General features: G+C 48.6%; 21 protein-coding genes and 1 tRNA gene. 13 read left to right on the forward strand and 9 right to left on the reverse strand.

Translation table 11 applies throughout. From position 1 onward, the window contains the following. Window positions 1–81 precede the first annotated feature (81 nt). The 8 genes from GA003_18545 (at window position 82) to GA003_18580 (ending at window position 11,026) form a co-directional block, all read left to right on the forward strand. The gene (locus tag GA003_18545; GenBank protein QXD27980.1) at window positions 82–474 is read left to right on the forward strand and encodes a gamma-glutamyltransferase family protein; all 393 of its coding nucleotides are present in this window, start codon (window positions 82–84) and stop codon (window positions 472–474) included. Between the two features lie 79 nt (window positions 475–553). After that, window positions 554–1,753, forward strand: a complete 1,200-nt coding sequence (locus GA003_18550; GenBank protein QXD27981.1) for a DUF362 domain-containing protein — start codon at window positions 554–556, stop codon at window positions 1,751–1,753. Between the two features lie 56 nt (window positions 1,754–1,809). Then, window positions 1,810–2,730, forward strand: coding sequence for a dimethylmenaquinone methyltransferase (locus GA003_18555; GenBank protein ID QXD27982.1), 921 nt, complete (start codon window positions 1,810–1,812; stop codon window positions 2,728–2,730). 8 nt (window positions 2,731–2,738) lie between these two features. After that, entirely contained in the window at window positions 2,739–3,482 is a 744-nt protein-coding gene (locus tag GA003_18560) for a carbohydrate-binding family 9-like protein (GenBank protein QXD27983.1), read from the forward strand. 165 nt (window positions 3,483–3,647) lie between these two features. Further along, complete coding sequence (locus tag GA003_18565; protein ID QXD27984.1) at window positions 3,648–7,025, forward strand: PD40 domain-containing protein; 3,378 nt, start codon at window positions 3,648–3,650, stop codon at window positions 7,023–7,025. Between the two features lie 156 nt (window positions 7,026–7,181). Then, window positions 7,182–7,622, forward strand: a complete 441-nt coding sequence (locus GA003_18570; protein QXD27985.1) for a YHS domain-containing protein — start codon at window positions 7,182–7,184, stop codon at window positions 7,620–7,622. 592 nt (window positions 7,623–8,214) lie between these two features. Then, on the forward strand, window positions 8,215–10,770 hold the full coding sequence (locus GA003_18575; GenBank protein ID QXD30479.1) for a DEAD/DEAH box helicase: 2,556 nt from the start codon (window positions 8,215–8,217) through the stop codon (window positions 10,768–10,770). Between the two features lie 34 nt (window positions 10,771–10,804). Beyond that, window positions 10,805–11,026, forward strand: a complete 222-nt coding sequence (locus GA003_18580; protein QXD27986.1) for a GxxExxY protein — start codon at window positions 10,805–10,807, stop codon at window positions 11,024–11,026. Between the two features lie 23 nt (window positions 11,027–11,049). Here the strand turns inward: GA003_18580 and GA003_18585 are convergent, their stop codons facing one another. After that, the gene (locus GA003_18585; protein ID QXD27987.1) at window positions 11,050–11,370 is read right to left on the reverse strand and encodes a transposase; all 321 of its coding nucleotides are present in this window, start codon (window positions 11,368–11,370) and stop codon (window positions 11,050–11,052) included. 112 nt (window positions 11,371–11,482) lie between these two features. Further along, a tRNA-Arg gene (locus GA003_18590) sits at window positions 11,483–11,557 on the reverse strand. A 744-nt stretch (window positions 11,558–12,301) separates the two neighbouring features. Between GA003_18590 and GA003_18595 the strand changes: the two genes are divergently transcribed. From GA003_18595 to GA003_18605, 3 genes are all read left to right on the forward strand, one after another. Continuing rightward, window positions 12,302–12,586, forward strand: coding sequence for a hypothetical protein (locus GA003_18595; GenBank protein ID QXD27988.1), 285 nt, complete (start codon window positions 12,302–12,304; stop codon window positions 12,584–12,586). 312 nt (window positions 12,587–12,898) lie between these two features. After that, window positions 12,899–13,099 carry a 30S ribosomal protein S18 gene (gene rpsR / locus GA003_18600; GenBank protein ID QXD27989.1) on the forward strand — a complete coding sequence of 67 codons (201 nt, stop codon included), beginning with the start codon at window positions 12,899–12,901 and terminating at the stop codon, window positions 13,097–13,099. 111 nt (window positions 13,100–13,210) lie between these two features. Further along, window positions 13,211–14,179 (forward strand): threonylcarbamoyl-AMP synthase, encoded by a 969-nt coding sequence (locus GA003_18605; GenBank protein ID QXD27990.1) that lies wholly within the window; start codon window positions 13,211–13,213, stop codon window positions 14,177–14,179. Between the two features lie 6 nt (window positions 14,180–14,185). Here GA003_18605 and GA003_18610 read toward each other — a convergent pair whose 3' ends face one another. The 5 genes from GA003_18610 to GA003_18630 form a co-directional block, all read right to left on the reverse strand. Continuing rightward, on the reverse strand, window positions 14,186–16,300 hold the full coding sequence (locus tag GA003_18610) for a polysaccharide biosynthesis tyrosine autokinase (GenBank protein QXD27991.1): 2,115 nt from the start codon (window positions 16,298–16,300) through the stop codon (window positions 14,186–14,188). Window positions 16,301–16,316: 16 nt separating this feature from the next. After that, the gene (locus GA003_18615) at window positions 16,317–16,922 is read right to left on the reverse strand and encodes a polysaccharide export protein (protein ID QXD27992.1); all 606 of its coding nucleotides are present in this window, start codon (window positions 16,920–16,922) and stop codon (window positions 16,317–16,319) included. Window positions 16,923–16,981: 59 nt separating this feature from the next. Continuing rightward, the gene (locus GA003_18620) at window positions 16,982–17,440 is read right to left on the reverse strand and encodes an outer membrane beta-barrel protein (GenBank protein QXD27993.1); all 459 of its coding nucleotides are present in this window, start codon (window positions 17,438–17,440) and stop codon (window positions 16,982–16,984) included. A 444-nt stretch (window positions 17,441–17,884) separates the two neighbouring features. After that, complete coding sequence (locus GA003_18625; GenBank protein ID QXD27994.1) at window positions 17,885–19,177, reverse strand: hemolysin family protein; 1,293 nt, start codon at window positions 19,175–19,177, stop codon at window positions 17,885–17,887. 29 nt (window positions 19,178–19,206) lie between these two features. After that, complete coding sequence (locus tag GA003_18630; protein ID QXD27995.1) at window positions 19,207–20,319, reverse strand: histidinol-phosphate transaminase; 1,113 nt, start codon at window positions 20,317–20,319, stop codon at window positions 19,207–19,209. A gap of 50 nt (window positions 20,320–20,369) precedes the next feature. Here GA003_18630 and GA003_18635 point away from each other — a divergent pair, with 50 nt between their 5' ends. After that, on the forward strand, window positions 20,370–21,257 hold the full coding sequence (locus tag GA003_18635; GenBank protein ID QXD27996.1) for an SDR family oxidoreductase: 888 nt from the start codon (window positions 20,370–20,372) through the stop codon (window positions 21,255–21,257). Here the strand turns inward: GA003_18635 and GA003_18640 are convergent. Further along, window positions 21,254–21,751, reverse strand: coding sequence for a type VI secretion system tube protein Hcp (locus tag GA003_18640; protein QXD27997.1), 498 nt, complete (start codon window positions 21,749–21,751; stop codon window positions 21,254–21,256). The two genes, GA003_18635 and GA003_18640, sit on opposite strands and share 4 nt — an antisense overlap. Before the next feature lie 94 nt (window positions 21,752–21,845). Next, window positions 21,846–23,066, reverse strand: coding sequence for a class I SAM-dependent RNA methyltransferase (locus GA003_18645; protein ID QXD27998.1), 1,221 nt, complete (start codon window positions 23,064–23,066; stop codon window positions 21,846–21,848). A 64-nt stretch (window positions 23,067–23,130) separates the two neighbouring features. Here GA003_18645 and GA003_18650 point away from each other — a divergent pair, with 64 nt between their 5' ends. Continuing rightward, the gene (locus GA003_18650; protein QXD27999.1) at window positions 23,131–23,937 is read left to right on the forward strand and encodes an RNA methyltransferase; all 807 of its coding nucleotides are present in this window, start codon (window positions 23,131–23,133) and stop codon (window positions 23,935–23,937) included. The last annotated feature ends 96 nt before the right edge of the window (window positions 23,938–24,033 follow it).

Here is a 24,033-nt window from a genome sequence, read left to right on the forward strand (position 1 = left end):
TCGAATCCAGCCATTGGATCAGATAAATAAATACTTCGTATTAGTATTTTAAATACATTACTATTTTTCATATAATCTAAAATGCCATTCAATCACCTCATCACTGGAATTTTAATCTTAGCCCCTCACATTATATTTTCGGCCAATGCTCCTACCATGGCACGGAAAGCAATGGTAGTATCAGCCAACGAGATCTCTTCAGAAATTGGGGTGGAGATTATCAAAGAAGGCGGAAACGCCCAGGCGGCGGTTGACGCAGGACGAATTCACCACCAATGGCTTCCGGACCAACTCAACTACGAAACACAGGGCTTTTCTCCAGATACCCTTAGAGAACTTGAAAAGCGCGGCCACACCCTCAACGAGCGCACCAATCAAGGATCCGCAGAAGTGATTATCTACAATCGTGAAGCCGATCTTCTCGAAGGTGGAGTCGATCGCCGTGTTCCTGATGGCGGTGCCATTGGTTGGTGACATTTATTCTCATAAAGATCGCACTTGAGGATTATACCAAACAGCACTACTCTCTGCATCTTCTCCTTAGAAAATACCCATGAGTTGCAAATACAGTCGTCGTAAGTTTTTAGGATTAGGTGCAGGAGCCATGGCTCTGACGCCCTGCATGATGAATAAGGCATACGGTCAGCTGAGCCGCCCATTGCAGAACATCATCACCGGCCAGTCCAACGCAGGTCACTTAAAGAATGCGAATGTAGGTATTGTCCAATGCCTCAACTATGGCCCGGAAGTGCATCCGGCCATGAAGAAGATGTTCGATCTCATCGGCGGCATCACTCAGCTGGTAAAAAACAAGACGGTCACTGTGAAGATCAACATGACCACCGCAGATTGGACGAACAAGTTTGGTGGACGTCATCCTGGCGAGACATTCATGACTCATGCAGACACAGCATTGGCGCTCGCCCATCTATTGACAGACGCCGGAGCCACACGTGTGCGCTTCACAGAATCATCCCCATTGCGCGAAGATCTCGACTCGATCCTCAGTCGCGGCGGCTGGGATATACGCGCCTTCAAAGCTGCTGGTAAAAAAATCGGTTTCGAAAATACCCGCAATCTAGGTGAATACAAAAGCTACTCCCAATTCAAAGTCGCTGGGGACGGTTATATGTTCAATTCCTTTGAGCTGAACAAGGCTTACGACGAAACGGACGTCGTCATTTCCCTGTGCAAATTAAAGGACCACATCACCGCAGGTGTCACTCTCAGCATGAAAAACATGTTTGGGATAACACCGAACACACTTTATGGTCGCGAAGCGGGTAGTGAACGGGCAATCGGACACCGGGAGCCACTTCACAGGTTAACCAATTACGATCACTTGGAGCTTCCTGGAATTAAGCCAGAGCAAAGAAAGTATGGAGATCCTGGATACAGTGTCCCGCATATCATCACTGACATTTGCGCGGCCCGCCCCATCCACCTTTCAATCATCGATGGCATCACTTCTGTAAGTGGTGGTGAAATTCCGGACACAGAAAAGAATGGTCGACCTGCAGTTTCCTTCACCGCACCAGCCGTCATGATCGCAGGTTTTAATCCTGTCTCCGTAGATGCGGTAGGAATGGCCGTCATGGGTTATGACGATCCGCATGCCAAGCGCGGGGAATGGCCATTTAAAAAGTGCGACAACCACATCCATCTCGCAGAGCAAGCGGGTCTCGGTATCGCCGATCTCAATCAGATCGACGTGCGCGGTATGACCATTGATGAGGCTTTCTTCCCCTACTAATACAATAAAACATCTATCCGCTTGGAAACCGCAGGATTTCCAAATCCAATCAGTTTATGAAACGTACTACCCCTACTCTATTGTTGGCAGTTTTTGCCCTGATACTCACTTCAGTCCATTCAAATGCCCAACTCACCGGCTTTTCCAAAAAAGACCTGATCAAATACACCAAAGCTTCGCCTTGGGAGCGCTTTGAAGACGGACGACCCAAAGTGCCGGATCAATACATCGAAGCGCTGAAGAACTCTTCTTCCGAAATGGTTTATGGGCCGCTACGCAGAGCAGGATTCATGCACCAGTGGGTAGATGGCTGGCAACTGCTTCAACCTGACAAGAAATTAGTGGGGCGTGTATTCACGGCACAGTTCATGCCTGTGCGACCGGATGTGGACGATATCATTGAAGCAGAAGCCATAGGCGACGGCAAAAAAGTTCGAAACAACCAACGGGTAATTAATAGGCTCCAACCGGGGGATGTGCTGGTGGTCGATCTATTTGGCAAAGTGGAAGAAGGTACCTTTGTAGGGGATAATCTGGCCTCAGCAGTATTTGCCGCATCAGGAAACGGATTTGTAATCGATGGCGGCGCGCGTGATCTGGATGGCATAGTGCCACAAGGCATGCCGGGATACGTCCGCGGTTTTCACGTCAGCGCGCTAACCGATGTCATGCTGACCGGCGTGAATATTCCAATCCGTATCGGGAACACTACCGTAATGCCGGGAGATATCGTTCTGGGTGATAGGGAAGGCCTCACATTTATTCCTGCCAGTGTGGTGGCTGACGTTGCAAGAGCCTCAAAACTAACCGAGTTACATGACGTGTGGACCAAAGGCAAATTCGCGACCGGGAAATACAAGGCCAGTGATCTTTATCCACGCCCCAGTGATCCAAAACTGGTTAAGGAGTACGAAGAGTGGAGAGATGCGGAGTTAAAGAAACTGGGATTGGAACTTCCTTCAGAGGAGGAGAAGTAACCCCCCCAATGATCATTCAGCTTAGCACACATTTCTCATTACTCGTCCTGGTAGGCCTATTGATCGGCTGCGGGTCGCAGGTGAAAGATCCTCTTGGTCGTCCATTGTTATCGCATGATATCCATTTTACAGACTCCGAAATTAAGATCGATGGACAGCAGGATGAACCAGCTTGGGAATCAGCAGACAGTGTAGACTTCCAATTTACCTGGGTAGTGGATGAAGAAAAAGAGGGGACACAGGCAAAGCTGCTCTGGGATGATGAATACCTTTATGTCGGTTTTGTTTGTGAGGATGCCTACATCTGGGCCGTTCATACTGAACGCGACTCGGAAGTTTACCGGGACGATTGTGTGGAAGTATTCACCTCACCGAATCCGGATCAGCTCGAAAAGTATTTTAATATAGAAATGAATGTGAACGCCGCCTCACTCGACCACTTTCACCTGGAAGGTCCGGAAAGCAAAGCGGCCTGGGATCCAGAGGTGCTCATAGCAACTTCGGTTATTGGAACCCAAAATAAAGACGACGATAAAGATCAAAGCTGGACCTTGGAGGTCAGGATAGCTTTTGCCTCCTTCGAAGGCGTGGCCCAAAGCATTCCACCCAACAATGGTGACGAATGGCGCCTGAATCTGAATCGCCTGGGAGGCGAGACCAATAATGAAAAAAGCCAATGGAATGCAGGAGATCTTGATAAGCCAAGCTTTCACGCTCCTGACTACTTCGGCCGGGTATATTTTGTGAAGTAAGATCTGACCCACGATACTCACGGTGATGAATGGTTGCCGGGATGACAGTGAACTCAGATCTGAAACTGTAGGAGAGGGTTCTAAACCTATCGAAAATTATATCGTCTAACAAAATTGTGCTTTCGATTTGGCAACCATCAGGCTGAATCCTAAAACATTCTCACAATGACTACCCATCCATTTAAGAGTATTCTTTTTTTAACCTTCTTTGGCACCTCTTGGCTCTTTTCAGCCGAGAAGCCTGAATCAGACAACCCAGAGGCTGAAGCCTCCGAAGAGGAAAAGAAACCTAGCTGGGATATTGAAAATCCTCCCTGGGAAACCTACAGCCAGCCCATCGACGCCGATGAAGGAACTTGGATCAGTTTGGATGTAAGCCCTGATGGAAAGGAAATCGTCTTCGACTTCCTGGGGGACCTATACCTCATGCCGATGAGCGGATCGGGAGACCGAAGCCCCACTCGCATAACGGAAGGTATTTCCTGGGAAATGCAGCCCCGATTCAGCCCGGATGGTACACGTATCGCTTTTACCAGCGACCGTACTGGGAAAAGTAAACATGCCGGTTACAACATCTGGACTATTGCCCGGGATGGTACTGATCCGAAGCAAATCACCGATGAAACGTTTCGCCTTATGTTCTCACCTGCCTGGTCGCCAGATGGAGAATACATTGTTGCCCGAAAACACTTCACTAGTCGCCGCTCCCTGGGATCGGGAGAGATGTGGCTCTATCACCACAGCGGTGTAGCCGGCTCAGGCCAAGGCGGAGTCCAACTCACTGAGAAGCCCAACGAACAACAGGATGTCAACGAACCCATTTTCTCCCCCGACGGGAAATACCTTTACTACTCACAAGATACGACTCCGGGAGGCGTGTTTGAATACGACAAAGACTCCAACAAACAGATCTATGTAGTGAAACGGCTGGAGATCGCGAAGGGCGAAACGGAGACCTACATCTCGGGTCCCGGAGGTTCCTGCCGCCCCACCCCTTCACCGGATGGAAAGACCATCGCTTTTGTCCGACGCCTGGACGGTAAGTCGGCGCTTCACCTGTTTGACACTGAATCGGGTGCGGTTCGCGTTCTCTACAAAGAGCTCGAACGCGACATGCAAGAAACGTGGGCCATCCACGGTGTTTATCCCACCTTTGCTTGGACACCCGATCAAAAACATCTGGTCCTTTGGGCACACGGAAAGATTCGGAAGATAAGCGTGAAGGATGGTTCGGCGACCATCTTACCCTTTCATATCAAAGACGACCGAACCGTCACCAAAGCACAACGCGTACCCATCAAAGTAGCACCCGATGAATTTGATGTGCGTATGCTACGCTGGGTAACAGTTTCACCTCTAGGCAATCAAGTCGCCTATCAAGCACTGGGGTATATTTACGTTCGCAACTTACCTGATGGCGAACCCATGCGCCTAACCACCCAAACCGATCACTTTGAGTTTTACCCTGCTTACTCCAGAGATGGGAAATCCCTGGTATATAGTACATGGAACGACGACAAGCTCGGTAGCATTCGGGTCGCATCTTCTGAACCAGGCCAAGCTAATACTCGTAAGCTAACCAGGCAACCTGGACACTTTACCCAACCCATCTTTTCTCCTGATGGGAATACCATCGTTTACGTAAAAACGGGCGGAGGATACTTGAGATCCGGACTATGGTCGAGAGACACTGGCATCTATCGCGTACCCGTTCATGCAGGTGAGCCTACACGCATTTTAAAAGGCGGATCCAATCCCCAATTCTCAGATGAAAATGATAGGCTCTACTTTCTAAAAGGCAACCGTGAGAAAGACGCCGACAACTTGGGGCTCTTCTCCGTTAACCTGGATGGGAAAGAGGAGCAGAAGCACTACACCAGCGCCTGGGCAACGGATTACCGGCTCTCACCTGACGGTCGCTGGGTAGCCTTTATCGAACGCTACAATGTCTATTTGGCCCCTTTCCTCAAATCGAGCAAACCCATCAAAGTGGGGCCCAAGGCGAAAGCCTTGCCCGTTGCTAAGATCAGCGAAGAGGCCGGTATCAATATTCATTTCTCAGGCGACTCAAACGCACTCCATTGGTCGCTCGGACCGACCCTATTTTCACGTAGTCTGGCCCATTCATTTACCTTCCTGGAAGATGCCCCTGAGGAATTGCCAGAAGAACCCGTGGACGAAAAGAACATTGGGTTTAAAATGGGCTACAGCCATCCAGAAGGAAGCGTTGCCCTTGTCGGTGGAACGGTGGTTACCATGGGCGAGGCAGGAACCATCGAGAACGGAGTCGTTCTCATCGAAAACAACCGTATCCAATCGGTGGGCACATCGAAGGATGTTCGCATCCCTAGAGGAACCAAGACGATCGATATTTCAGGGCAAATCGTATTACCAGGACTCGTCGACACTCATGCACATGGCGCGATGGCCACGCAACAAATCAATCCGCAACAAAACTGGGTCGACTACGCTCGCCTGGCCTTTGGGGTGACATCCATACATGATCCCTCCAACGATACCCTGAGTATCTTTGCGGCGAGTGAGCTAAGCAAAGCGGGAAACATCGTGGCTCCACGTATTTTCTCTACGGGTACGATCCTTTACGGAGCAACAGGTGCCTTTAAGGCGGAAGTGAATAGCCTGGAGGATGCACAGTTCCACCTCAAACGCATGAAGGCCGTGGGAGCCTTCTCGGTGAAAAGCTACAACCAACCTCGACGGGACCAACGTCAGCAAATTTTGGCTGCTGCACGGGAAATCGACATGATGGTGGTTCCCGAGGGTGGAGCGACCTTCATGGATAACATGAACATGATCGTCGATGGGCATACAGGAATCGAGCATACCCTTTCCGTTCGATCTATTTACGATGATGTACTCGATCTCTGGCGCGACACGGGGGTCGGTTATACCCCTACCCTTTCGGTCGCCTACGGCGGTCTAACAGGAGAAAACTATTGGTATCAAATCGATGAGCTCTGGAAACATGACCGCCTGAAATCATTTATCCCACCTCAACGCTTGGAACCACGGGCTCGACGTCGACTGATGGCTCCCGAGGAAGACTTTAACCACAAGATGGTAGCCCAGATCGCCAAACAGAGTTACGACCAAGGCGGCCTGGTTCAAGCCGGCGGACACGGCCAGCTCAATGGCATCGATACCCATTGGGAGATCTGGAGTCTGGTCCAGGGTGGCATGACACCTTCTGAGGCCCTCGAATGCGGAACCTTGCACGGAGCAAAATACCTGGGCCTCGATGGGGACCTTGGATCCATTGAAGCCGGGAAGCTGGCCGATCTAATAGTCATAGAATCAGGGAGTGATCCTCGGGAAAACATCCGCCACTCCGAGAACATTGAATACGTCGTGGCCAACGGCCGCGTATTCGAGGCTGACACCATGAATGAGATCGGGAATGCAGAACAGAAACGGAAACCATTCTTCTGGGAAAAGGACAATGCAGGAGTGGGTCAGCTAGCTGCACCACCGGAAGCTGCTTTCTGCCACGGTTGCCCTGGCGGTTCTCACCTATCCCATTAATAAATGATGCGCCAGCACTCATCTTGAATACGATTGGGCACTGATATCACCGAGCTATTGTGGCTGGAAATGGGACCTTCACACATTTTGTGAACGGCCAAAAGGAATCGAATAAGAACACCGACCGCTCGTCTAACAGGGAAACGCATCACTTTTATGAAAACACTCTTCGCGTTCACCACCTTACTTTTTCTGGCACCGCTAGCCTTAGCTCTCTCACCCGTCAATAAATCCAAGCTGGGTAGCCTGGCCATCCAAGGCTATGACCCGGTGAGCTACTTCACCGACGCCAAGGCCACCAAGGGACAGAAAACCTTCGAGTATGAATACCAAGGCGCCAAATGGCGGTTCTCCAGTAAGCAAAACCTTGATCAATTTAAAGCTAATCCTGAGGCTTACGCTCCCCAATTTGGTGGCTACTGCGCCTGGGCCGTATCACAAGGCTACACAGCCAAGATCGATCCCAAGGCCCGGAAGGTGGTGGAAGGTAAATTGTATTTGAACTACAACAAATCCGTTCAGGCTAAATGGGAGAAAGATGCCGAAAAGCTCATTGTGAAAGGCAACGAAAACTGGCCAAAATTGCTGGAAGAGTAGCCAGCCCTAGATCCAGTACCGCCAAGGCACCCACTATTTTGTTGCGACCCACTCGGCGATCAAGTTGCTTGGCCAGCGTTACTATATTCCACACAGGAATGAGATGTTGGTAGTGACGATCGAAAGAGGATTGAACGCACTTTGGTCCGTGATTGAACTCAGAGAGAGGAAAACCGGCATGTCAGCCTGAGGGTGAACTCAATGAAAAAATATCCACAACTCCTGCAACGTTGGAAGCCAAGTATATCCAACTCACAAAAAACGGTTGGATACAACTCGTTCAATTTCCTCTCATCCATTGAGGTCACCCGATGGGGGATTTAGGATGCCAGTGGAGCTCAGCAAAGATCTACTCGTCGACCTCGGAGGCTGGTCTGTACTCAAAGAAGCCAAAGGACTACAAAACGCTGGCCAAGTCGCAGAAACAGTGTGGGAAGAGAAGCTCCTTCGGGGTGAAGTAAAAGTCGGCGAAAAAATTTATTACCCGCGCTTAAATCTGCGCTCCACCGTTTTTGCAGACAGTAAGTGCAATTGTTTTCAAGGCCAGTCGGGACAAGTCTGCGCTCATGCGATTGCTCTTTGTTTAGAGGAAATGGCACCCAAGGAAGCACCTCCGCCAGAACAAGAGCCAGAGCTGGAGGAAGAACGAGAACCGGAGGCTTTACTAAAGTCACTCGTGCTCTCGGACGAGAAAGGGATACCGCTACGCTTTAAAATCCTTCTGCCTCCTAACCTTGAGCGGACGGCTCCCATGGACAAGATCATGGTAAAGATTGAAGTGGAAGAGGCTGACGGCAGTAACTATCCACCGGAAAACATCGATCGAGGCCGTGCCTACCAGCTCACTCTCCCCCATCTCACCGTGGGTGCCATTCTTGAATCCTGGTGCGAAGGCAAACTGCATGGATTGCTGCAACTCACTCGCGATCAGCTTTCAAAGGTCCTCAAAGCCCTCAAGGGTGAGCCCGCCATTGCCTGGGTGAATAAGCCAGACACTATTCTCGATTGGCAGGGAGACATCCTATCAGGGATTCACGTACATCTTGAAAAGAAAGCGGAAGAAGCCCCTCCTACAGTTTCATCACCACCAGCTCCTCAACAGCGACCTTCTAGAGCGAGAACCGAACCGGTAAGATCCTCATCCCCTACCATTGTCGAAGGTTCTCCCAACTATTTGGCCATTCAATTGCCAGATAGAAGCGCCATCGATTATGAGCCGTTGCTGGCGCTCGTAAAAGAACATGGATTTAAACTCGAACCCTCCAACCGAAGGTGGTGGTTGAGAGATCGCCATAAGACGCTGAATTTCTTATCGGAATTCTACGAAACATTAAAGGATACCCACCGGGCTCAATTCACTGCCAATTTTGAAAAACAATTTAAGCACCTCGAGTTGGTAAAAGTGAACACCGAGGCCAAGGAAGTCGGAGACGAGTTCGAAGTTTCATTGGATCTAGGACAGAGCTCTGACAATGCATCAATACAAACGGAGCTTACGAGAGGACGCATGTATTGGGAATCTGGTGACAAGCTCTATCTGGCACCGAAGAAAACCGTAGACGCATTTTCCGAGCTCCAACAAAAACTGGATAACAACCCGAATCGCCCGCTGACTGCACGATCCAAACTGCGTCTGAAAGCCTGGGAACTATCGGATGCGGAAGGCCTGATTGATGAAGTCGTTCACAACTTCGAAACACCAGCAACTTGGAAAGAGCGAAGTCAGGCCCTTACCAACCTATCCGCACTCAAAGAAGCTCCTGTTGGAGAAGCCCTCGACGAAACAATGCGCCTCTATCAGAAGATTGGGACGGCATGGCTTTATCATTTGTTCAACCATCAGCTGGCTGGGATCCTGGCCGACGAGATGGGCTTGGGAAAAACGCTCCAGGCGTTGGGGATGATTACCTCCTTGCTGAAAAACGTCCCCGGCCAGGTGATGGTGGTCTGTCCCGCAGGCTTGCTAACCAATTGGCAGCGGGAGGCTCAGAAATTTACTCCTGAGCTCAGAACGCTGATTCATCATGGCCCCAAGCGAGTGCAGTCGATCGAATCCTGGCTGGAGAACGATATTGTTTTTACCTCCTACACAACGCTGACGAGGGATATAAAGTGGATCGCCAAACATGAATTTCTCGCCGTCATCGGTGATGAAGCACAGCATATTAAAAACCGAAAGACCCAGAATGCCCGTTCTTTGCGAGCTCTCAAAACACGTGGTCGATTCCTTCTCACTGGCACTCCGATTGAGAACTCGATTCAAGACCTTCAATCGCTTTTCGAGTTTCTCCTGCCTGGATATTTAACCAAAATTCCAACGGGAATCTCGCCGGACGACCGAGCTTGGCACCAGCAACGCATGCGTGCTCAAGCCGCACCCTACATCTTACGTCGCAGTAAAAAACAAGTCGCCCCTGAGCTCCCAGAAAAAATCGAGCAAGTCTTGTATTGCGAGCCCTCGGAGGAGCAAAAATCGCTTTACGAATCAGTCCGGCAAAAGAGTGAGGAAGAGATTTTCCAATTGGAAATGGCGGGAGCCAAAGAAGGTCGTTTGAAAATGGCTGCCTTCACTCAGCTCCTGAGATTGCGTCAAGTCTGTGCCGACCCACGGCTACTCAAGGATCAACTGAAGGCCGACCACTCAGCCAAATGGTTGGCCTTTCGTGAAGTGCTCGACGAAGCGACAGATGGAGGTCATCGCATCCTCGTTTTCTCTCAGTTTGTTTCTGTACTCACATTGTTGAAGCATGAGCTCAAACAACAGGAGGTCCCCTTCTGCTACATTGATGGCTCCACCAAAAATCGCCTCGGAGAAGCAGATCGATTCAATGACAACGAAGACATCCCCGTCTTCCTCATCTCTTTAAAGGCTGGCGGGACTGGGCTCAACTTAACCGGTGCCGATACCGTGGTTCATTTTGATCCCTGGTGGAATCCCGCCGTTGAGGCTCAAGCGACTGATCGGGCTCACCGCATTGGTCAAACAAAAGTCGTAACCAGCATCAAGCTCATCATATCAGGCAGCGTTGAAGAAAAGGTACTCGAATTGCAGCACAGAAAAGCAGATCTACTGAAAGGGCTATTCGAAGAAAGTGAGGCTGCGAGCTCAAGCCTGTCACTGGATGAATTGAAGGGGTTGATGAAATAAGAATTTAACCACAGAAATCACAAAAGGCACAATAATGGAAGAGATAGAAGTCAATCAACTCGCGGATAAAATCAGAGAAGCGTCATTCGTAGCACATAAGTACTTTAAAAATGGATTCCTCGAAAAGGTCTATGAGAATTCACTTCGAAATCGCTTACAAAAGCTGGGTATCAATGTGAAACAACAGGTTCCCATTTGCGCTGCGCCTTATGATAGTAGCTCGAACGAGGAATGCTCAGAAGTTTACATTGTTTAGTGATACTCATCGGTGAAGCTCTCTTAACGAAACTCGTCCGGTGGGATAACGACACCGAGCTTCTCACAGCTGTCTTTTAAAAAATCCACCTCAACTTTGAGCTGGCCTATCTTCTTGTAGAGGCGATCCTCCTTTAACTTCTGCTTAAAGCTCTGGTCATGCTTCGAGCGTTCGCTCTCGAACACGGCACTGGCATGACCAAGCAAGGCCTTCTTCCAGTCGGTCACCTGCGTGGGATGGAGCTGATAGCGCTTTGCTAGCTCATGTATCGGTTGCTGCTCACGTAGCGCCTCCAGCGCTACTTTGCTTTTGAATTCGGCGGTGAATTTACGGCTCTTTTTCATTAGTTGCTTTACTTTAGGTTTTGTAAGCAACCTGTCCAATATTACCCGACCGGCTCAGTGGGGGGAATTTTTGAGAAAATCCCTAGAGCCCGGAAAATGAGACGCTTTTAGATGGCGCCCCCGCCCAGAATCGAACTGGGATCAATAGTTTAGGAAACTACTGTTCTATCCATTGAACTACGGGGACCCATGACATACAAAGACTTACGGAATAAGCCGTATCGAAAATACCTGTTTTGCCAAAATTAATGCCAGAATGTTCAGGAATATCCGACGAAATCTAAGTCGCAGAAAGTAGAAGAAAGAACGGGCTTAGGTAAACAAAAGAATTGGGGAACTATATGCCCAATCAAAGCAGCCAATTTGCTCCCCATTTATGGACCACTCCGATGTCTTGAGTGCTCTTCTTCAAGAAGGCTGAAGTTAGGGTTTCCTGTTCGAAGTAGTAACTCAATACTTGGTGTTAAATCTCCATGATCCCCGGGTCCCTATCTGAGAGATAGCCTGTTACCGACCCCATACCCGCCATATAAAGCCTGGGGTAGTCGCTGGTATATAAACGCTCCCATCTATCCAACACATTCGAATACGAAGACAGGGGTCCCCTTTCTGTGAAACACAAGTGGAGTGGTCGTATCCGAATTCCTCTGAGTGTAGGCATTAGCTAATCTCTAAAAATATTGTAGTAATTTTCAGAGAAGAGCGGGGAGGGGGTCTGCCCTGACGGACAGGCTGATTAATGTGTATTCCTTAACCCAGACAGAATTTTATTCTCCTGAGGCATAGATTATAGTCGGACAGAGACTGAGTAGCCCACACAGAATTTTTCTCTCTACAGGCTTTATACTCTCTATGACTTTTCAAAGCCACGGGATAAATTACTCATAAAATAAAATTGCCGATAAATTGAATCGTTAGTTAATTGGCGAGCATGATTCCCCTGTTTCGTATTGTAAGTTGTCTTATCGGTATTAACGCGCTTCTGATTCAAGCATTACCTGGGACGGTGATAAGCATCGGCGGCAATGGGACCGCAGATCTCCCACTTGGATGGTCTGTCACTCTTAATCTTAACGGAACTACATACATTGAATCTGGAGCAGGAGGTGTTTCAGTATTGTTTTCCTATCAGGAGTTTGCTGATAGTCATAAGACCATCCAGGCAATCAACTACGATGGCATTAATGCAGTTCTGAGTGCTGATTTGGAAAGGTGAGAACGATATGACGATAATTGGAAGGCGATCTTTTTTGAAGAGCTCAACGATACTGACCGGTGGCAGTATTGTCACAAGCTTTGCAGTTTTGTCCGCGGGTCCAGGATTTGGCCAAGGGGTGCCCGGGAGGAACGTGAAAAAGAGCAAGCACTCTGGCGCGTATCGCTCAACTTTGGTTTCGTTTTTGGCGCAGAGGACTTTATTGCGGCCATGAATTTGATCCCGACAAAGTGACCTGATCGCCCATTTTCGAGAATACATAATTTTTTTAGCTTGCTTTGGGAAATTTATCAGCTTTCCTACGCTCCTTTTATGGCAGAAGAAATTACAGAGGAAAACAAGCGCTCTTGGAACCCAATGGATTTGGATTTCACAGATGCGGAGATTTTGTCACGTTACGTTACAGAAACCGGAAAGATCCTACCTAAGCGCATCACAAAACTTTCTACGCGGCAGCAACGCCACATTACGAAAGTCATCAAGCGGTCACGTAATATGCTTTTAATGAAATAGCCTTCGGGTATTTCTTGAAAGTTAGACAGCCTAGAACGGCTCGCTCGGCGATCGAGCCCTACCTTGTAGACATATTAAACCCTGAAATTGGGAAGTTAAGAAGAATCCCCGATGGCCAAGATTCTTCATCCTACCCTCCCGAACCTGGACAAGCTAGCGACTGTATTGGCTGACGGGGAAATTGCAGCTGTTCCAACTGAAACGGTGTACGGCTTAGCCGGAAACGCTCTAAATCCTAAAGCGATCGCCAAGATCTACGAAGCAAAAGGTCGACCCACCAGAAATCCTTTAATCGTCCATATCGAGGACTTGGGGCAATTGGATCACATAACCGAACCCTCAGAGCCAGCAAATCGCTTAGCTGATGCATTCTGGCCAGGACCTTTGACCCTCATACTCCCTAAAAAGCCGACTGTGCCTGACAGCGTTACAGCAAGTCTAAGCTCAGTGGGAGTAAGGATGCCTTCTCATCCCATATTTCGACAGTTGGCAGAACGATGCCCTTTCCCACTAGCTGCTCCCAGTGCTAATCCATTTGGCTACGTGAGCCCCACCAAGGCAAAGCACGTGAAAGAACAAATGGGAGATAAAATAGGTTGGATCCTGGACGGGGGACCTTGTGGCTGTGGCATCGAATCGACTATCCTTTCTTTGGCTGATCCTCAACAACCTACTCTCCTTCGCCATGGCAGTATATCTTCGCAACAGCTTGAAGATGTGTTGGGGCTAAAGATACGAACACCAGACACTCTGGCTGCGGATAAAGGGCAAAACCTTCCTTCACCCGGATTGATGAAGCGGCATTACAGCCCTAATACCCCGGTGACTTTATTTGAGGGCCAAGCTCCTGATTCATCGAACTCTTCAGCGATCGTTTTTTTAAAGTCTACTTCCTGCTCAAAGCCCAATCACTTTGCTCTTTCCGAAAATGGAGAAATTGAGGAAGTAGCAAGAAATCTCTATAACCTGCTTCAAGAGCTGGATCACAAAAGCTTTGAAGGGATCTACATGGAACTCCCAAAAGGGATCGGAACTGGGACGGCCATCCGAGATCGCATGCAAAGAGCAGCTGCTCGTTAGGAACTACTAAGAAATCTTCTGATGCTCTTTAGGATCGGACTGAGGCAGCGGTGTTTGCCTATAGTGATAGTCCTTATACTTGTGATACTGGTAGGAGTAGTAGTATCCCGAAACAGATAGCTTGAGGTTATTAAGCACCGCCCCGAATACAGGCACACTAGAATCCATCAATCGGCGCATATTCATCATGATGGCCTTCCGTTTCACAGCGTTAAACTTGATGGTGTAAAGCACACCGTCGACCAGAGGCAAAATGAGAAGGGAGTCACTCACCGCTGAAATAGGGGGAGTATCCACAATGATTCGGGCATATTTGGAACGCGCTTCCTGAAAGAACTCTTCGAGCCTACCTGAACTAAGAATCTGGGAAGGATTGTTCGCGCGTCCACCTGTAGAAATAACATCGAGCCCCGTTTTTTCATCCCTCTTTATGACTTCGTCAAAAGTGGCCTTTCCATAACAGTAGTCGATGATTCCCAACTCGTTATTAAGCTCGAGCGACTTGGCGATATTGGGAAGACGCAGATCACAGTCCACCAACAATGTTTTTTCGCCGTGAGAGGCGAAGGTCAGTGCTAGATTGGTAGAGATGAATGACTTGCCTTCTCCAGGAACCGTCGAAGTAACCAGGAAGCATTGTGCCACTTTGCTTTCTCCGTTTAGCTTAAGACCGGAATGCAACGCACGAAAACCTTCGGAAGCCTGGTTTTCCATCGTCGAACTGACAATTTTGGCTTTCTCAGGAGCCGGCAGATTTTTTACTTCGGAAATGATCCCTAGGAGAGGAACCCCAATCACATTCTCAATATCGAATGCTGATTTCACACGGTCGTCCATGTAAGCGATAACGAAGGCAATACCTATGCCCAAAATCCCGCCACCAAAAATTCCAGCACCAAAAAACAGGATATAATTGGGCCAGTATGGATCGAGCGCCATGCCTGCTCTATCAAGCACACGCGCATTCGCATTGTCCAAGCTTGAGGAAATGTTCGTTTCCCGCATCCGCGCAACCAGTGTCTGGTACATCACCGTGTTCACCTCGGCTTCACGCTGGATGGTCTCGTAGTCGACACTCAATCGGTCGATACCCATCAGTATTTTTTCCTGTTCTGCCACCGAAGATTCCGCTTCTTCTCGACGAGTACGAGCTTGGAGTAAGTCGGAATAGACCCGGTCAACTTCGGATTGAAGGGCACTTTCCAACTCCCCTTGGATTTCCTCGTAAGATCGCATAGCTGCAATCATGGTGGGGTGCTTTTCACGATAGCGCTTCGAGAGAGATGCCACCTCCACACGAGCAACCGAAAGATCGCTATTCAGTTTCTGAACAAGGAGACTGTTGGCGATAAAACTGAGATCATTGACCTTTTTACCTTCTGCTTGGTATTTCTCGATGAGGTTCCAGCGAGATTGCACTTCATAAAGAAAAGCTTCCGCTTCTGCACTCTTGAGGTTGAGGACTCTGAGCTTTTCATTCTCAACCGATGACCGCTCATCAAACGAGACGGTGTTATGCTCTTCACGGTATTCTTGAAGCCTAAATTCTAACTCCTCCAGTTTGCTTCTTTGCTGATCGGCGCGGATTCGAAGATCTTCAACCGCTTTGAGGGAGGTTTCCAGCTGCTTACGCTGATTGTAACCAATATACTCATCCACAAAGAGATTGGCTACCTTGGAAGCCAACTCAGGATCTGGATGAACAAACTCAACCGCTATAATTCGAGTCAGCCGCTTGGGAATAATTTTGCGGTTCTCAAAAAGGATAAGATCTATCGAAACGTCGTTCGGATCCTTACCCTTCAAATAAGGTTCAAGAAAGCGCTCCCGCTCATCTCCTTTGAGCCGATTACCCACCTGCTCAATGATGGCATTACTTTCAAGAATGCCGACCTGGGTATTAAAATCTTCGGTTCCACGCATGTTTAGAACGACGAGCGTGGTAACTAACTGCACGAGCACGAATATCACCAGTATCCACCAGATTCGTTCACGAATGATAAGCAGGTAGTCGTGGAAGCTGCGTTGGGGCCCCATATCGCCTCCCCCACCATAGCCGCCATTGTTGTACCCGGAATCGTAGTAGTAATAACCTCTAGCTTCTGGATTGTCCTTTTTCATTCGAGGATCCATGGCCTTAGAATACGCGCTCTGGGACAAAGATCACATCATCCTTTTGAAGATCCCATGTCATGGATTGATCCCCACTGATGAGCTTACGAGTGTCGATACTGAAGGTTTCTGATTTCCCATTAGGAAGCGTTCGCGTGAGTGTGACTTTGCCTTTGTCGGCCAAGCGGTTGGATCCCCCAGCCAGGGAAATCGCTTCCAGCAAAACCATCTCCTCTTCAGGAGGAAAGATGACGATACCTGGCTTGTTGACCTGTCCGATGACGTTTACCCTGCGCAATGCATACTCGGTGATCGTTACGTTGATTTGTGGGTTAACTAGATAATCTCGATTGTAGAGTTCCGTTATCAAGCTCTCGGCATCGAAAACCGATTTCCCACCCACATAAATCTTTCCAATCAGCGGCAACACGATGCTTCCATCCTGAGCCACTCGAACTTCACGAATTAGATCTGGCTCCTGAAAGACTTCTACCCTTAATAAATCCGAAGGATTCAGGAGGTAATTCCCGGCACTATCTTTTGTATTTTGAGCGCTTAAAGCATGGGGGAAACAAACTCCTAAAGAGCAAGCTAGAACCACCGGAAAAACAGACTGAATTAATCGCTTCATCTTGATATAAAAAAGGAGGCATTCGTGCGCCTTCTTTTCAAAGTAAAAATGTGAAAATCTTAAAAGCGAAGTGTTCCAGAAATATTGAAGACACTATTGTCAAAATCCGCTGGGATAAAGTCGCTACTGTTGTTGTAAATGACGTAAGCGACAGACACGGCGGTGTTGGAACTTGGAGAGAACGTGACACCCACCTGACCATAAAGCCCATCATCGCTGCGCCCTCCTTGATAATCGTCCTTGGAAAATCGGATATTCGCAAATCCTGTGAGATTTTCTTGAAGGGCGGTAGAACCTCCCACTTGAAAGTCCGAGGATTCAATGGATGTACCAAATGAGTCTGCGTTGAAGTCACGCGAAAAGAGTACGGATAAATTGGATTTCTCGGTGGCCTGCCAGACAGCGCGTGCATCAACAGATAGAAGATCTTCATCCTTTACACCGGGTGTATTGAAATCGCGTTCCTGGATACCCACGCGAATTTCACCGGTTGTTTTCGCACCGATCTCACCACGCACACCGACGTTAATAAATTGGTCATCCGTATCTGGGCAATAAAGACCCGGGGCTTGAGGATTCTGGCGGATTCGCGCTCCATCGGTCTCGAAGGATGTATTTCTATGGCGATAGCCAACACTGGCATCTAATTTAGGTGTAACAGCCCAGTAGTAATTGATAGGAATTGAATAAGCCTCCCGATCATAGAATCGTGCATTATCATAACGGACATCCTCAAGTTGTTATCCCCCTGCCAGAGAAGACTTCGCTGACATGGACCACTCGCCACTCACGTGAGCTCTTAAAATATTTCGTGTAGCCAAATCTCCCGTAAGATTGTTGGTGGCATACTTGGTGGAGGACAGACAACTCTACCACGCCGAAGGAGCAGAGTTGGTCGAACAAATGCTCGATGCACTTACTCCCTCAAAGAAACGGCAGTTGCTGGAAGTTCTTTAGATTTATTAATCTTCCTCACTCGGTTGAATCACCTTCACCCGCGCAGTGAGCACGCGCTTCTGGTCTACAACGACTGCCTCAATCTCAAGATTCTTCACACGTATGGTCTGGCCCGCATCAGGAATCTTTCCGAGCTCCGAGGTTATAAGTCCACCGATGGTAGACACTTCCTCTTCATCAATCTCCATATCGAGTTTCTCTTCCACATCATGGATGGGAGTGAGTCCGTCCACGATGAAAACATCCTCCTGCACTTCCTCAATTTGCTCCGCCTCGGAATCAAACTCGTCCTGTATATTGCCGACCAACTCCTCTACAATATTCTCCATAGTTATAGCACCCACGGTTCCGCCAAAATCGTCGCGAACCAAGGCCATATGAATTCTCAGCTCTAGAAGTCTTTCCAAAACCGTTTCAAGAGGATCATCCGCTCCTACATAGACTACCGGCCTGGCCAGTTTGCGGAAATCCATCTTCAGGACTTCATCTTCAGAACAATACAGGTCCTTAATATGCATGATCCCTATGCAATTATCCAAATCGCCTTCACATAAGGGGAATCGGGTATGGCCAGCCGTTTTGGACAATCTAAAATTCACTTCATTGCCATCCTCAAGGTCGAAGAACTGAAGCTGATTTCGGGGTAACAAAACATCCTGAACAACCAGGTCTCTCATCGAAATGACGTTCTTAAAGACCCGTTGAGTAAACTCTGGGATCTCTGTTTCCTCATCCAGATTCTTAATCTGAGTTTCAAGATCGAGCTTATTGAGGCTCACCTTGGGATCCAGTCGGAACAGGCGTAAGAGGCCCCGCGAAAGCATATCGAAGATTTTTTGGACCGGATAGAATACTCCCACCAAAAACCAGATCAGCCAGGAAGTCGCCTTGAGGACTCCGGCTGGATGCTGCAACGCAATGCCGCGTGGCAGGAGGTGCCCCAGCACATAATGGAGAGTGATGGCCGAAGCAAAAACCACCCCATAGAGAACGAGCCACGATCCGGTGGTTTCTTCTACACTGAAGGATAGTCCCAATTGTTTTGTAAAAGGCACCAAAACCAGTCCTAAGAAAAGCGTTACCGCGGTAGCTCCTAAGCGCAAAAACCGCAAAACACGGTCAGTGCCATGAAGAAGACCAGACATCCTCCTGGCTTTTTGCAGTTCCTCCAACAGCTCCGTGTTAAAGTGACTAAATCTCAGCCTGATTAGGCTGAACTCGGTCATGACAAATACCGCTTTGAGCCCAATGAGGACTGCAACCAAGCTAGCTAACTGTATCGTCGAGGCGGTGATCACTTATACGTATATTGCTGCATAGAACCAATCTATGAAAGTCCCAGTGTTGTTTGCAATGTCGCAATCAGTCGCTGGTTTTCTGCAGCAGTACCAATAGATATCCTCACGTGTTCAGGAAATCCGTATGGGGCCATGGGTCTTACAATCACACCCACTTTTTGCAGCTCTTGAAACACACGCAAACCATCACCCACATTCACCAAGAGAAAGTTCCCGACGCTGGGAACATAGGACAAGCGATTGTCATTACAGAAGGTTGTGAGCGTTTGAAGCCCCGCATCATTACACTCGCGGCTTGCATTCACAAATTCATCATCATCAAGAGCAGCGGTTGCAGCCACTTGAGCCACCGCGTTTACATTGAATGGCTCACGGACGCGGTTCAGCAAGGAAGCGCACTCAGCACTGCAGTAACCATAACCCACCCGAAAACCTGCGAGCCCATAAATTTTGGAAAACGTCCGCGTGCAGATAACTTTGCGCCCTGCTTCGATTAGAGGTCGGAGATCCACTGGATCTTTCAGGTATTCAGCGTAAGCTTCATCGACCACGAAAATCACATGCTCAGGCAATGACCGAGCGAAGGCTAAAATCTCATGTGCCGGATTCAACGTACCAGTAGGATTATTCGGAGCAGGCAGGAAAACCAACTTAGTGCGCTCATTTACAGCCGCGGCCATCGCATCCAAATCATGGGTGAAATTGACTAATGGAACTTCAACGGGATGGGCCTGAAACAAGAGAGTGATCAGTTTGTATACAATAAAAGCCTGTTCTCCCATCACCACCTCATCGCCTGCTTTCAAAAACGCATGGCCGATTAGTTCAATGACTTCGTTCGATCCATTCCCAAAAACAAATTGGTCAGGTGCTAAACCAAGCTTTTCGGATAGCTTTTGTCGCAATACATAACAGCCGCCATCTGGATAAAGGTACGTCTCATCTAAAAACGATTTTACGGCCTGCAATGCTTTGGGCGAAGCTCCCAGGGGATTCTCATTCGAGGCGAGCTTGATCGTTGTAGATGGATCTATGCCAAACTCTCGAGCGACCAGGTCAATGGGTTTACCAGGCTCGTAGATCGGCTGCTTTAGAACCGAAGGATTAGCAAGATCCGTGAAACGAAGGTTGTCAGATGGCATATTTGAATATGGTAATAGGTAACAATTAGCACCATAACTCAAACGCAAAAATGAAGCTATTTCTCACTGGCGCATCCGGTCTGCTTGGCCACTCACTTGCCTCCGCCTTCCTCGATGCAGGTTGGGCTGTACACGCAAGCTCGCACACTAAGCAGCCGCTTGATCCGAGACTACAGCTGTATCCTTGCGACCTTTCCAAAACTCATGCGCTAAGGCTTCTTCTGGAAACCGTCCGCCCTGACGCCATCATCAACGCTGCAGCGCTCACCATTCCAGCCGAATGCGCAAAGGCACCAGACCTATCGAAAGCCCTCAACATAACCCTGCCAAAGACGCTGGCCGAATTCGCAGCAGAAAATAAAATACGCCTTATCCATTTCTCTACCGACATGGTCTTCGACGGCAAAGTAGGAAACTACGTCGAGGATAGTCCACCGAACCCGACCAACCTCTATGGCGAGCATAAGCTTGAATCCGAAAATCGAATACAAGACCTAAACTCTGAAGCGTGCACCGTTCGACTACCTTTGTTGATGGGTAATAGTCCTGCCAGAACCCGCTCTGTCCATGAAGCCCTCTGGAGTCAATGGAGTCAGGGTGAAATAACTCCCCTTTTCGAGGACGAATGGCGCACTCCCGTCTCGGTTTCCAATGTTGCATCTTTGACGAAAGAGCTCCTCTCAACGTCCACTATTCAAGGACTCTTCCACTGGGCAGGGTCCACTCATTTGAATCGCTGGGAAATGGGGAATCGTATCGCCGACAAATTGGAAGTACCCAAGCAGTTACTACAACGAACGTTAGCTAGTGATTTTCCTCAATTCAAAGATCGCCCACTCAATCTCACGATGGACAGCTCCAAACTAAAGGTGCTGGTCCAAACAGAACCAGCACCTTTTGAAAATCAATTAGAGGACTTGAGAACCCCTTCTCCTTAACCTCTTTTGTTTGAACGACTGCTGTTATAGTCCGTTGCACCACCGGAGGCAGGAGCTAATCGGTTCGAACGTGTCGTATTATGATTGGCCCTCGTTTGACCAAACTCTTCACGATGCTGAAAGCGCAGTGTCACTAATTCTTGTCTCCCTTTTTTCTTGATGGAAACCACCTTCACATTCTTCAACAGAAATTGCTTCCCATCTTCCGCAAGAGCCATCTCACCGATTTCACCACCAGAATTGTGGGACTTGGCTAGCAAGGGAGAGGACTTATCAATACGTTTGGTGAGGGTGACGGTTCCTCCAGCAGCGGCTCGTTTATTGTTTATACTTTCAGGAGCCATCCAACGAATAGGTCCGACTTCCGAAGCATTACTCTTATCTATGGTTTCACCTTTGATATGGCCAATTTTTAAATAACCAGCGCTGAAGAGGGAACTGGAGATGAGCGAGAACAGAGCTGCAGATACGACGAAGGCAGTTAGTTTTTTCATAGTACGTATGGGATTAAGTTAGGAAAGGAGCTGTAAATTAGCTACTTTCGCTCGAAAAGACGATGGTGATTTGAAACCCGTTTTTTAAGGATAGTTACACGGACTTTTCCAAAGTCGCTACATTTTCGATGTGCCTTGTCTGCGGAAAAAGGTCAAATGGCTGCAATTTTGTGATCTTATAGCCAGCCTCCAAAAACTTGGGCAAATCACGCATATGGGTCGCCGGATCACAGCTCACATAGACCACTCGTGCTGGGCCAAAAGCAAACAACTGCTCAAGAAATTCCTCACTGCAACCCTTCCGTGGGGGATCCACAATGACTACGGATTCATCGGCTGGATGGGTAATATTAGCAAACAAGTGCGCGGCATCACCGACTTGGAAGCTACAGTTCTCAAGACTATTTAACGCCGCATTGTCGCGGGCATACTCAACTGATTTTTCACTGATTTCGATCCCTACCGCTTGCTCGAAATGGCGCCCTACATAAAGCGCAAACAATCCCGACCCGCAATAGGTATCCAGCAGATAGCGCACGCCATCTCCTTGGGCCTCCTGCAGAACATGCTCAGCAAGAAGAGGGAGTATGAATGGATTATTTTGGAAAAACTCACTGGCCTTAAAGCGGAACACTACATCATCAACCACTTCCGTGACGATGGCCTTGAAGTCGGTTTCCACACCTTCCTGCACATGCCGAAGGAGAATGGTTGCTCCGTTTTTATAACTCTTAAAGTTATCAAATACATTCTGCCGAGCCTTCGGCAGTTCTTCATTAATCTCGTTTGTAGCAATCGGACACTGCTCCACATCCACCAGGCGATTTCGTCGACCCACTTCAAGGAACCCAATTTTAAAGTCCTTTCCTGCACGTGGTTTTTGGAAATGAGGAGTCAACTTGGAACGATAGCCAAAAGGCTTTGGAGATCCAATTGCAGGTTCCACAGTGTAGCCTTTCCCCATTTGGCGATCAACCAACTCCTGGACATGGTTCGTTTTAATTCTCAACTGTCCCTCGTAGTTTAAATTCTGATACTGACACCCACCACAAAGTCCAAAAAGATTGCAACGGGGCTCCACTCGATCCGGAGAAGGCTCTAACACCTCCACCAAGTCGGCATCCGAGTAGTTGGCATGATTACGATAGACTCGCGCCCTCACCCGTTCTCCCGGAAGAGCAAAGGGCACCATTAGCACCCATCCATCCACGCGTCCAACGCCTTGGCCGAGATTGGTCAGATTGTCGATATCGACATCCACCTCTTCGTGGTATTGATATTTTCCTTCACGGAATCCTCTAGGTGCTTTGGGCATAATGTACTCGAAAGGCAGGAAGTGAAGCCCTACGGTGCGCCCATATCAATACCCGAATCACCCAATGCCTCTGACAACCATTGATAGTCTCCAGAATTTACGTGTAAAACGCGCTAAAGCGCTGTCCCAAAAACGGCAACGCGATCGGGAAGGATTATTTCTGTTGGAGGGAGAACGCGAGTTAGCACGCGGCCTGGCGGCAGGCATTGAAAGTACACAGATCATGCTCTGCCCAGAGCTTTTTAAGCATGGAGAAGCCTCTGAGCACTTGAGCGAGGAACTTTTATCAGGAGACATTCCTGTCATATATCTCGCGAGAAATGTCTTCGAACATTGCTCCTACCGGGAAAATCCCGACGGATTCCTTGCTGTCTGCCGGACCTTTAGCCGTTCGCTTGAAGACATCCAATTATCCGACAACGCCCTCCTGCTCATTCTCGAGTCAGTTGAAAAACCAGGCAACCTCGGGACCATCCTACGCACTGCAGATGCCACTGGAGTGGATGCCTTAATTCTCAATGACCCCATCACAGACATATTTAACCCCAATGTCATTCGAGCTTCAGCGGGTGTGGTTTTCAATGTGCCCACCATCATAGCGTCGTCAGAGGAGACGCAATACTACTTAGAATCTCAATGTATCCAGTCCATTGCTACAACGCCTGATACATCCACCCTCTACCATGAGGTGGCGTTGAACAAACCTTCCGCTATTCTCATGGGCAGCGAGAAAGATGGACTCTCCAATTTTTGGTTGAAGGAAGCCGACATAAAAACCAGATTACCTATGTCTGGCCAGGCGGACTCCTTAAACGTCAGCGTTACAACCGCCATCATGCTGTATGAAGCTATCCGGCAGCGAACTAACTAATAATCCTCTCAATCCCTACCCTCTTAAAAATGACGGACGAGCCTACTGAGCCAAATCCTGAAGAAAACTACGACGAGTCGCGCTGGGCACCGCCAG

This window comes from Opitutia bacterium ISCC 52 (assembly GCA_014529675.2).
Classification (GTDB): domain Bacteria; phylum Verrucomicrobiota; class Verrucomicrobiia; order Opitutales; family UBA2995; genus UBA2995.

What these genes read in the sequence shown, in the direction of transcription:
- GA003_18545 (QXD27980.1), top strand. Translation starts at nt 82, where the DNA reads ATGCCATTCAATCACCTCATCACTGGAATTTTAATCTTAGCCCCTCAC.
- GA003_18550 (QXD27981.1), top strand. Translation starts at nt 554, where the DNA reads ATGAGTTGCAAATACAGTCGTCGTAAGTTTTTAGGATTAGGTGCAGGA.
- GA003_18555 (QXD27982.1), top strand. Translation starts at nt 1,810, where the DNA reads ATGAAACGTACTACCCCTACTCTATTGTTGGCAGTTTTTGCCCTGATA.
- GA003_18560 (QXD27983.1), top strand. Translation starts at nt 2,739, where the DNA reads ATGATCATTCAGCTTAGCACACATTTCTCATTACTCGTCCTGGTAGGC.
- GA003_18565 (QXD27984.1), top strand. Translation starts at nt 3,648, where the DNA reads ATGACTACCCATCCATTTAAGAGTATTCTTTTTTTAACCTTCTTTGGC.
- GA003_18570 (QXD27985.1), top strand. Translation starts at nt 7,182, where the DNA reads ATGAAAACACTCTTCGCGTTCACCACCTTACTTTTTCTGGCACCGCTA.
- GA003_18575 (QXD30479.1), top strand. Translation starts at nt 8,215, where the DNA reads ATGGCACCCAAGGAAGCACCTCCGCCAGAACAAGAGCCAGAGCTGGAG.
- GA003_18580 (QXD27986.1), top strand. Translation starts at nt 10,805, where the DNA reads ATGGAAGAGATAGAAGTCAATCAACTCGCGGATAAAATCAGAGAAGCG.
- GA003_18585 (QXD27987.1), bottom strand. Translation starts at nt 11,370, where the DNA reads ATGAAAAAGAGCCGTAAATTCACCGCCGAATTCAAAAGCAAAGTAGCG.
- GA003_18595 (QXD27988.1), top strand. Translation starts at nt 12,302, where the DNA reads ATGATTCCCCTGTTTCGTATTGTAAGTTGTCTTATCGGTATTAACGCG.
- rpsR (QXD27989.1), top strand. Translation starts at nt 12,899, where the DNA reads ATGGCAGAAGAAATTACAGAGGAAAACAAGCGCTCTTGGAACCCAATG.
- GA003_18605 (QXD27990.1), top strand. Translation starts at nt 13,211, where the DNA reads ATGGCCAAGATTCTTCATCCTACCCTCCCGAACCTGGACAAGCTAGCG.
- GA003_18610 (QXD27991.1), bottom strand. Translation starts at nt 16,300, where the DNA reads ATGAAAAAGGACAATCCAGAAGCTAGAGGTTATTACTACTACGATTCC.
- GA003_18615 (QXD27992.1), bottom strand. Translation starts at nt 16,922, where the DNA reads ATGAAGCGATTAATTCAGTCTGTTTTTCCGGTGGTTCTAGCTTGCTCT.
- GA003_18630 (QXD27995.1), bottom strand. Translation starts at nt 20,319, where the DNA reads ATGCCATCTGACAACCTTCGTTTCACGGATCTTGCTAATCCTTCGGTT.
- GA003_18635 (QXD27996.1), top strand. Translation starts at nt 20,370, where the DNA reads ATGAAGCTATTTCTCACTGGCGCATCCGGTCTGCTTGGCCACTCACTT.
- GA003_18640 (QXD27997.1), bottom strand. Translation starts at nt 21,751, where the DNA reads ATGAAAAAACTAACTGCCTTCGTCGTATCTGCAGCTCTGTTCTCGCTC.
- GA003_18645 (QXD27998.1), bottom strand. Translation starts at nt 23,066, where the DNA reads ATGCCCAAAGCACCTAGAGGATTCCGTGAAGGAAAATATCAATACCAC.
- GA003_18650 (QXD27999.1), top strand. Translation starts at nt 23,131, where the DNA reads ATGCCTCTGACAACCATTGATAGTCTCCAGAATTTACGTGTAAAACGC.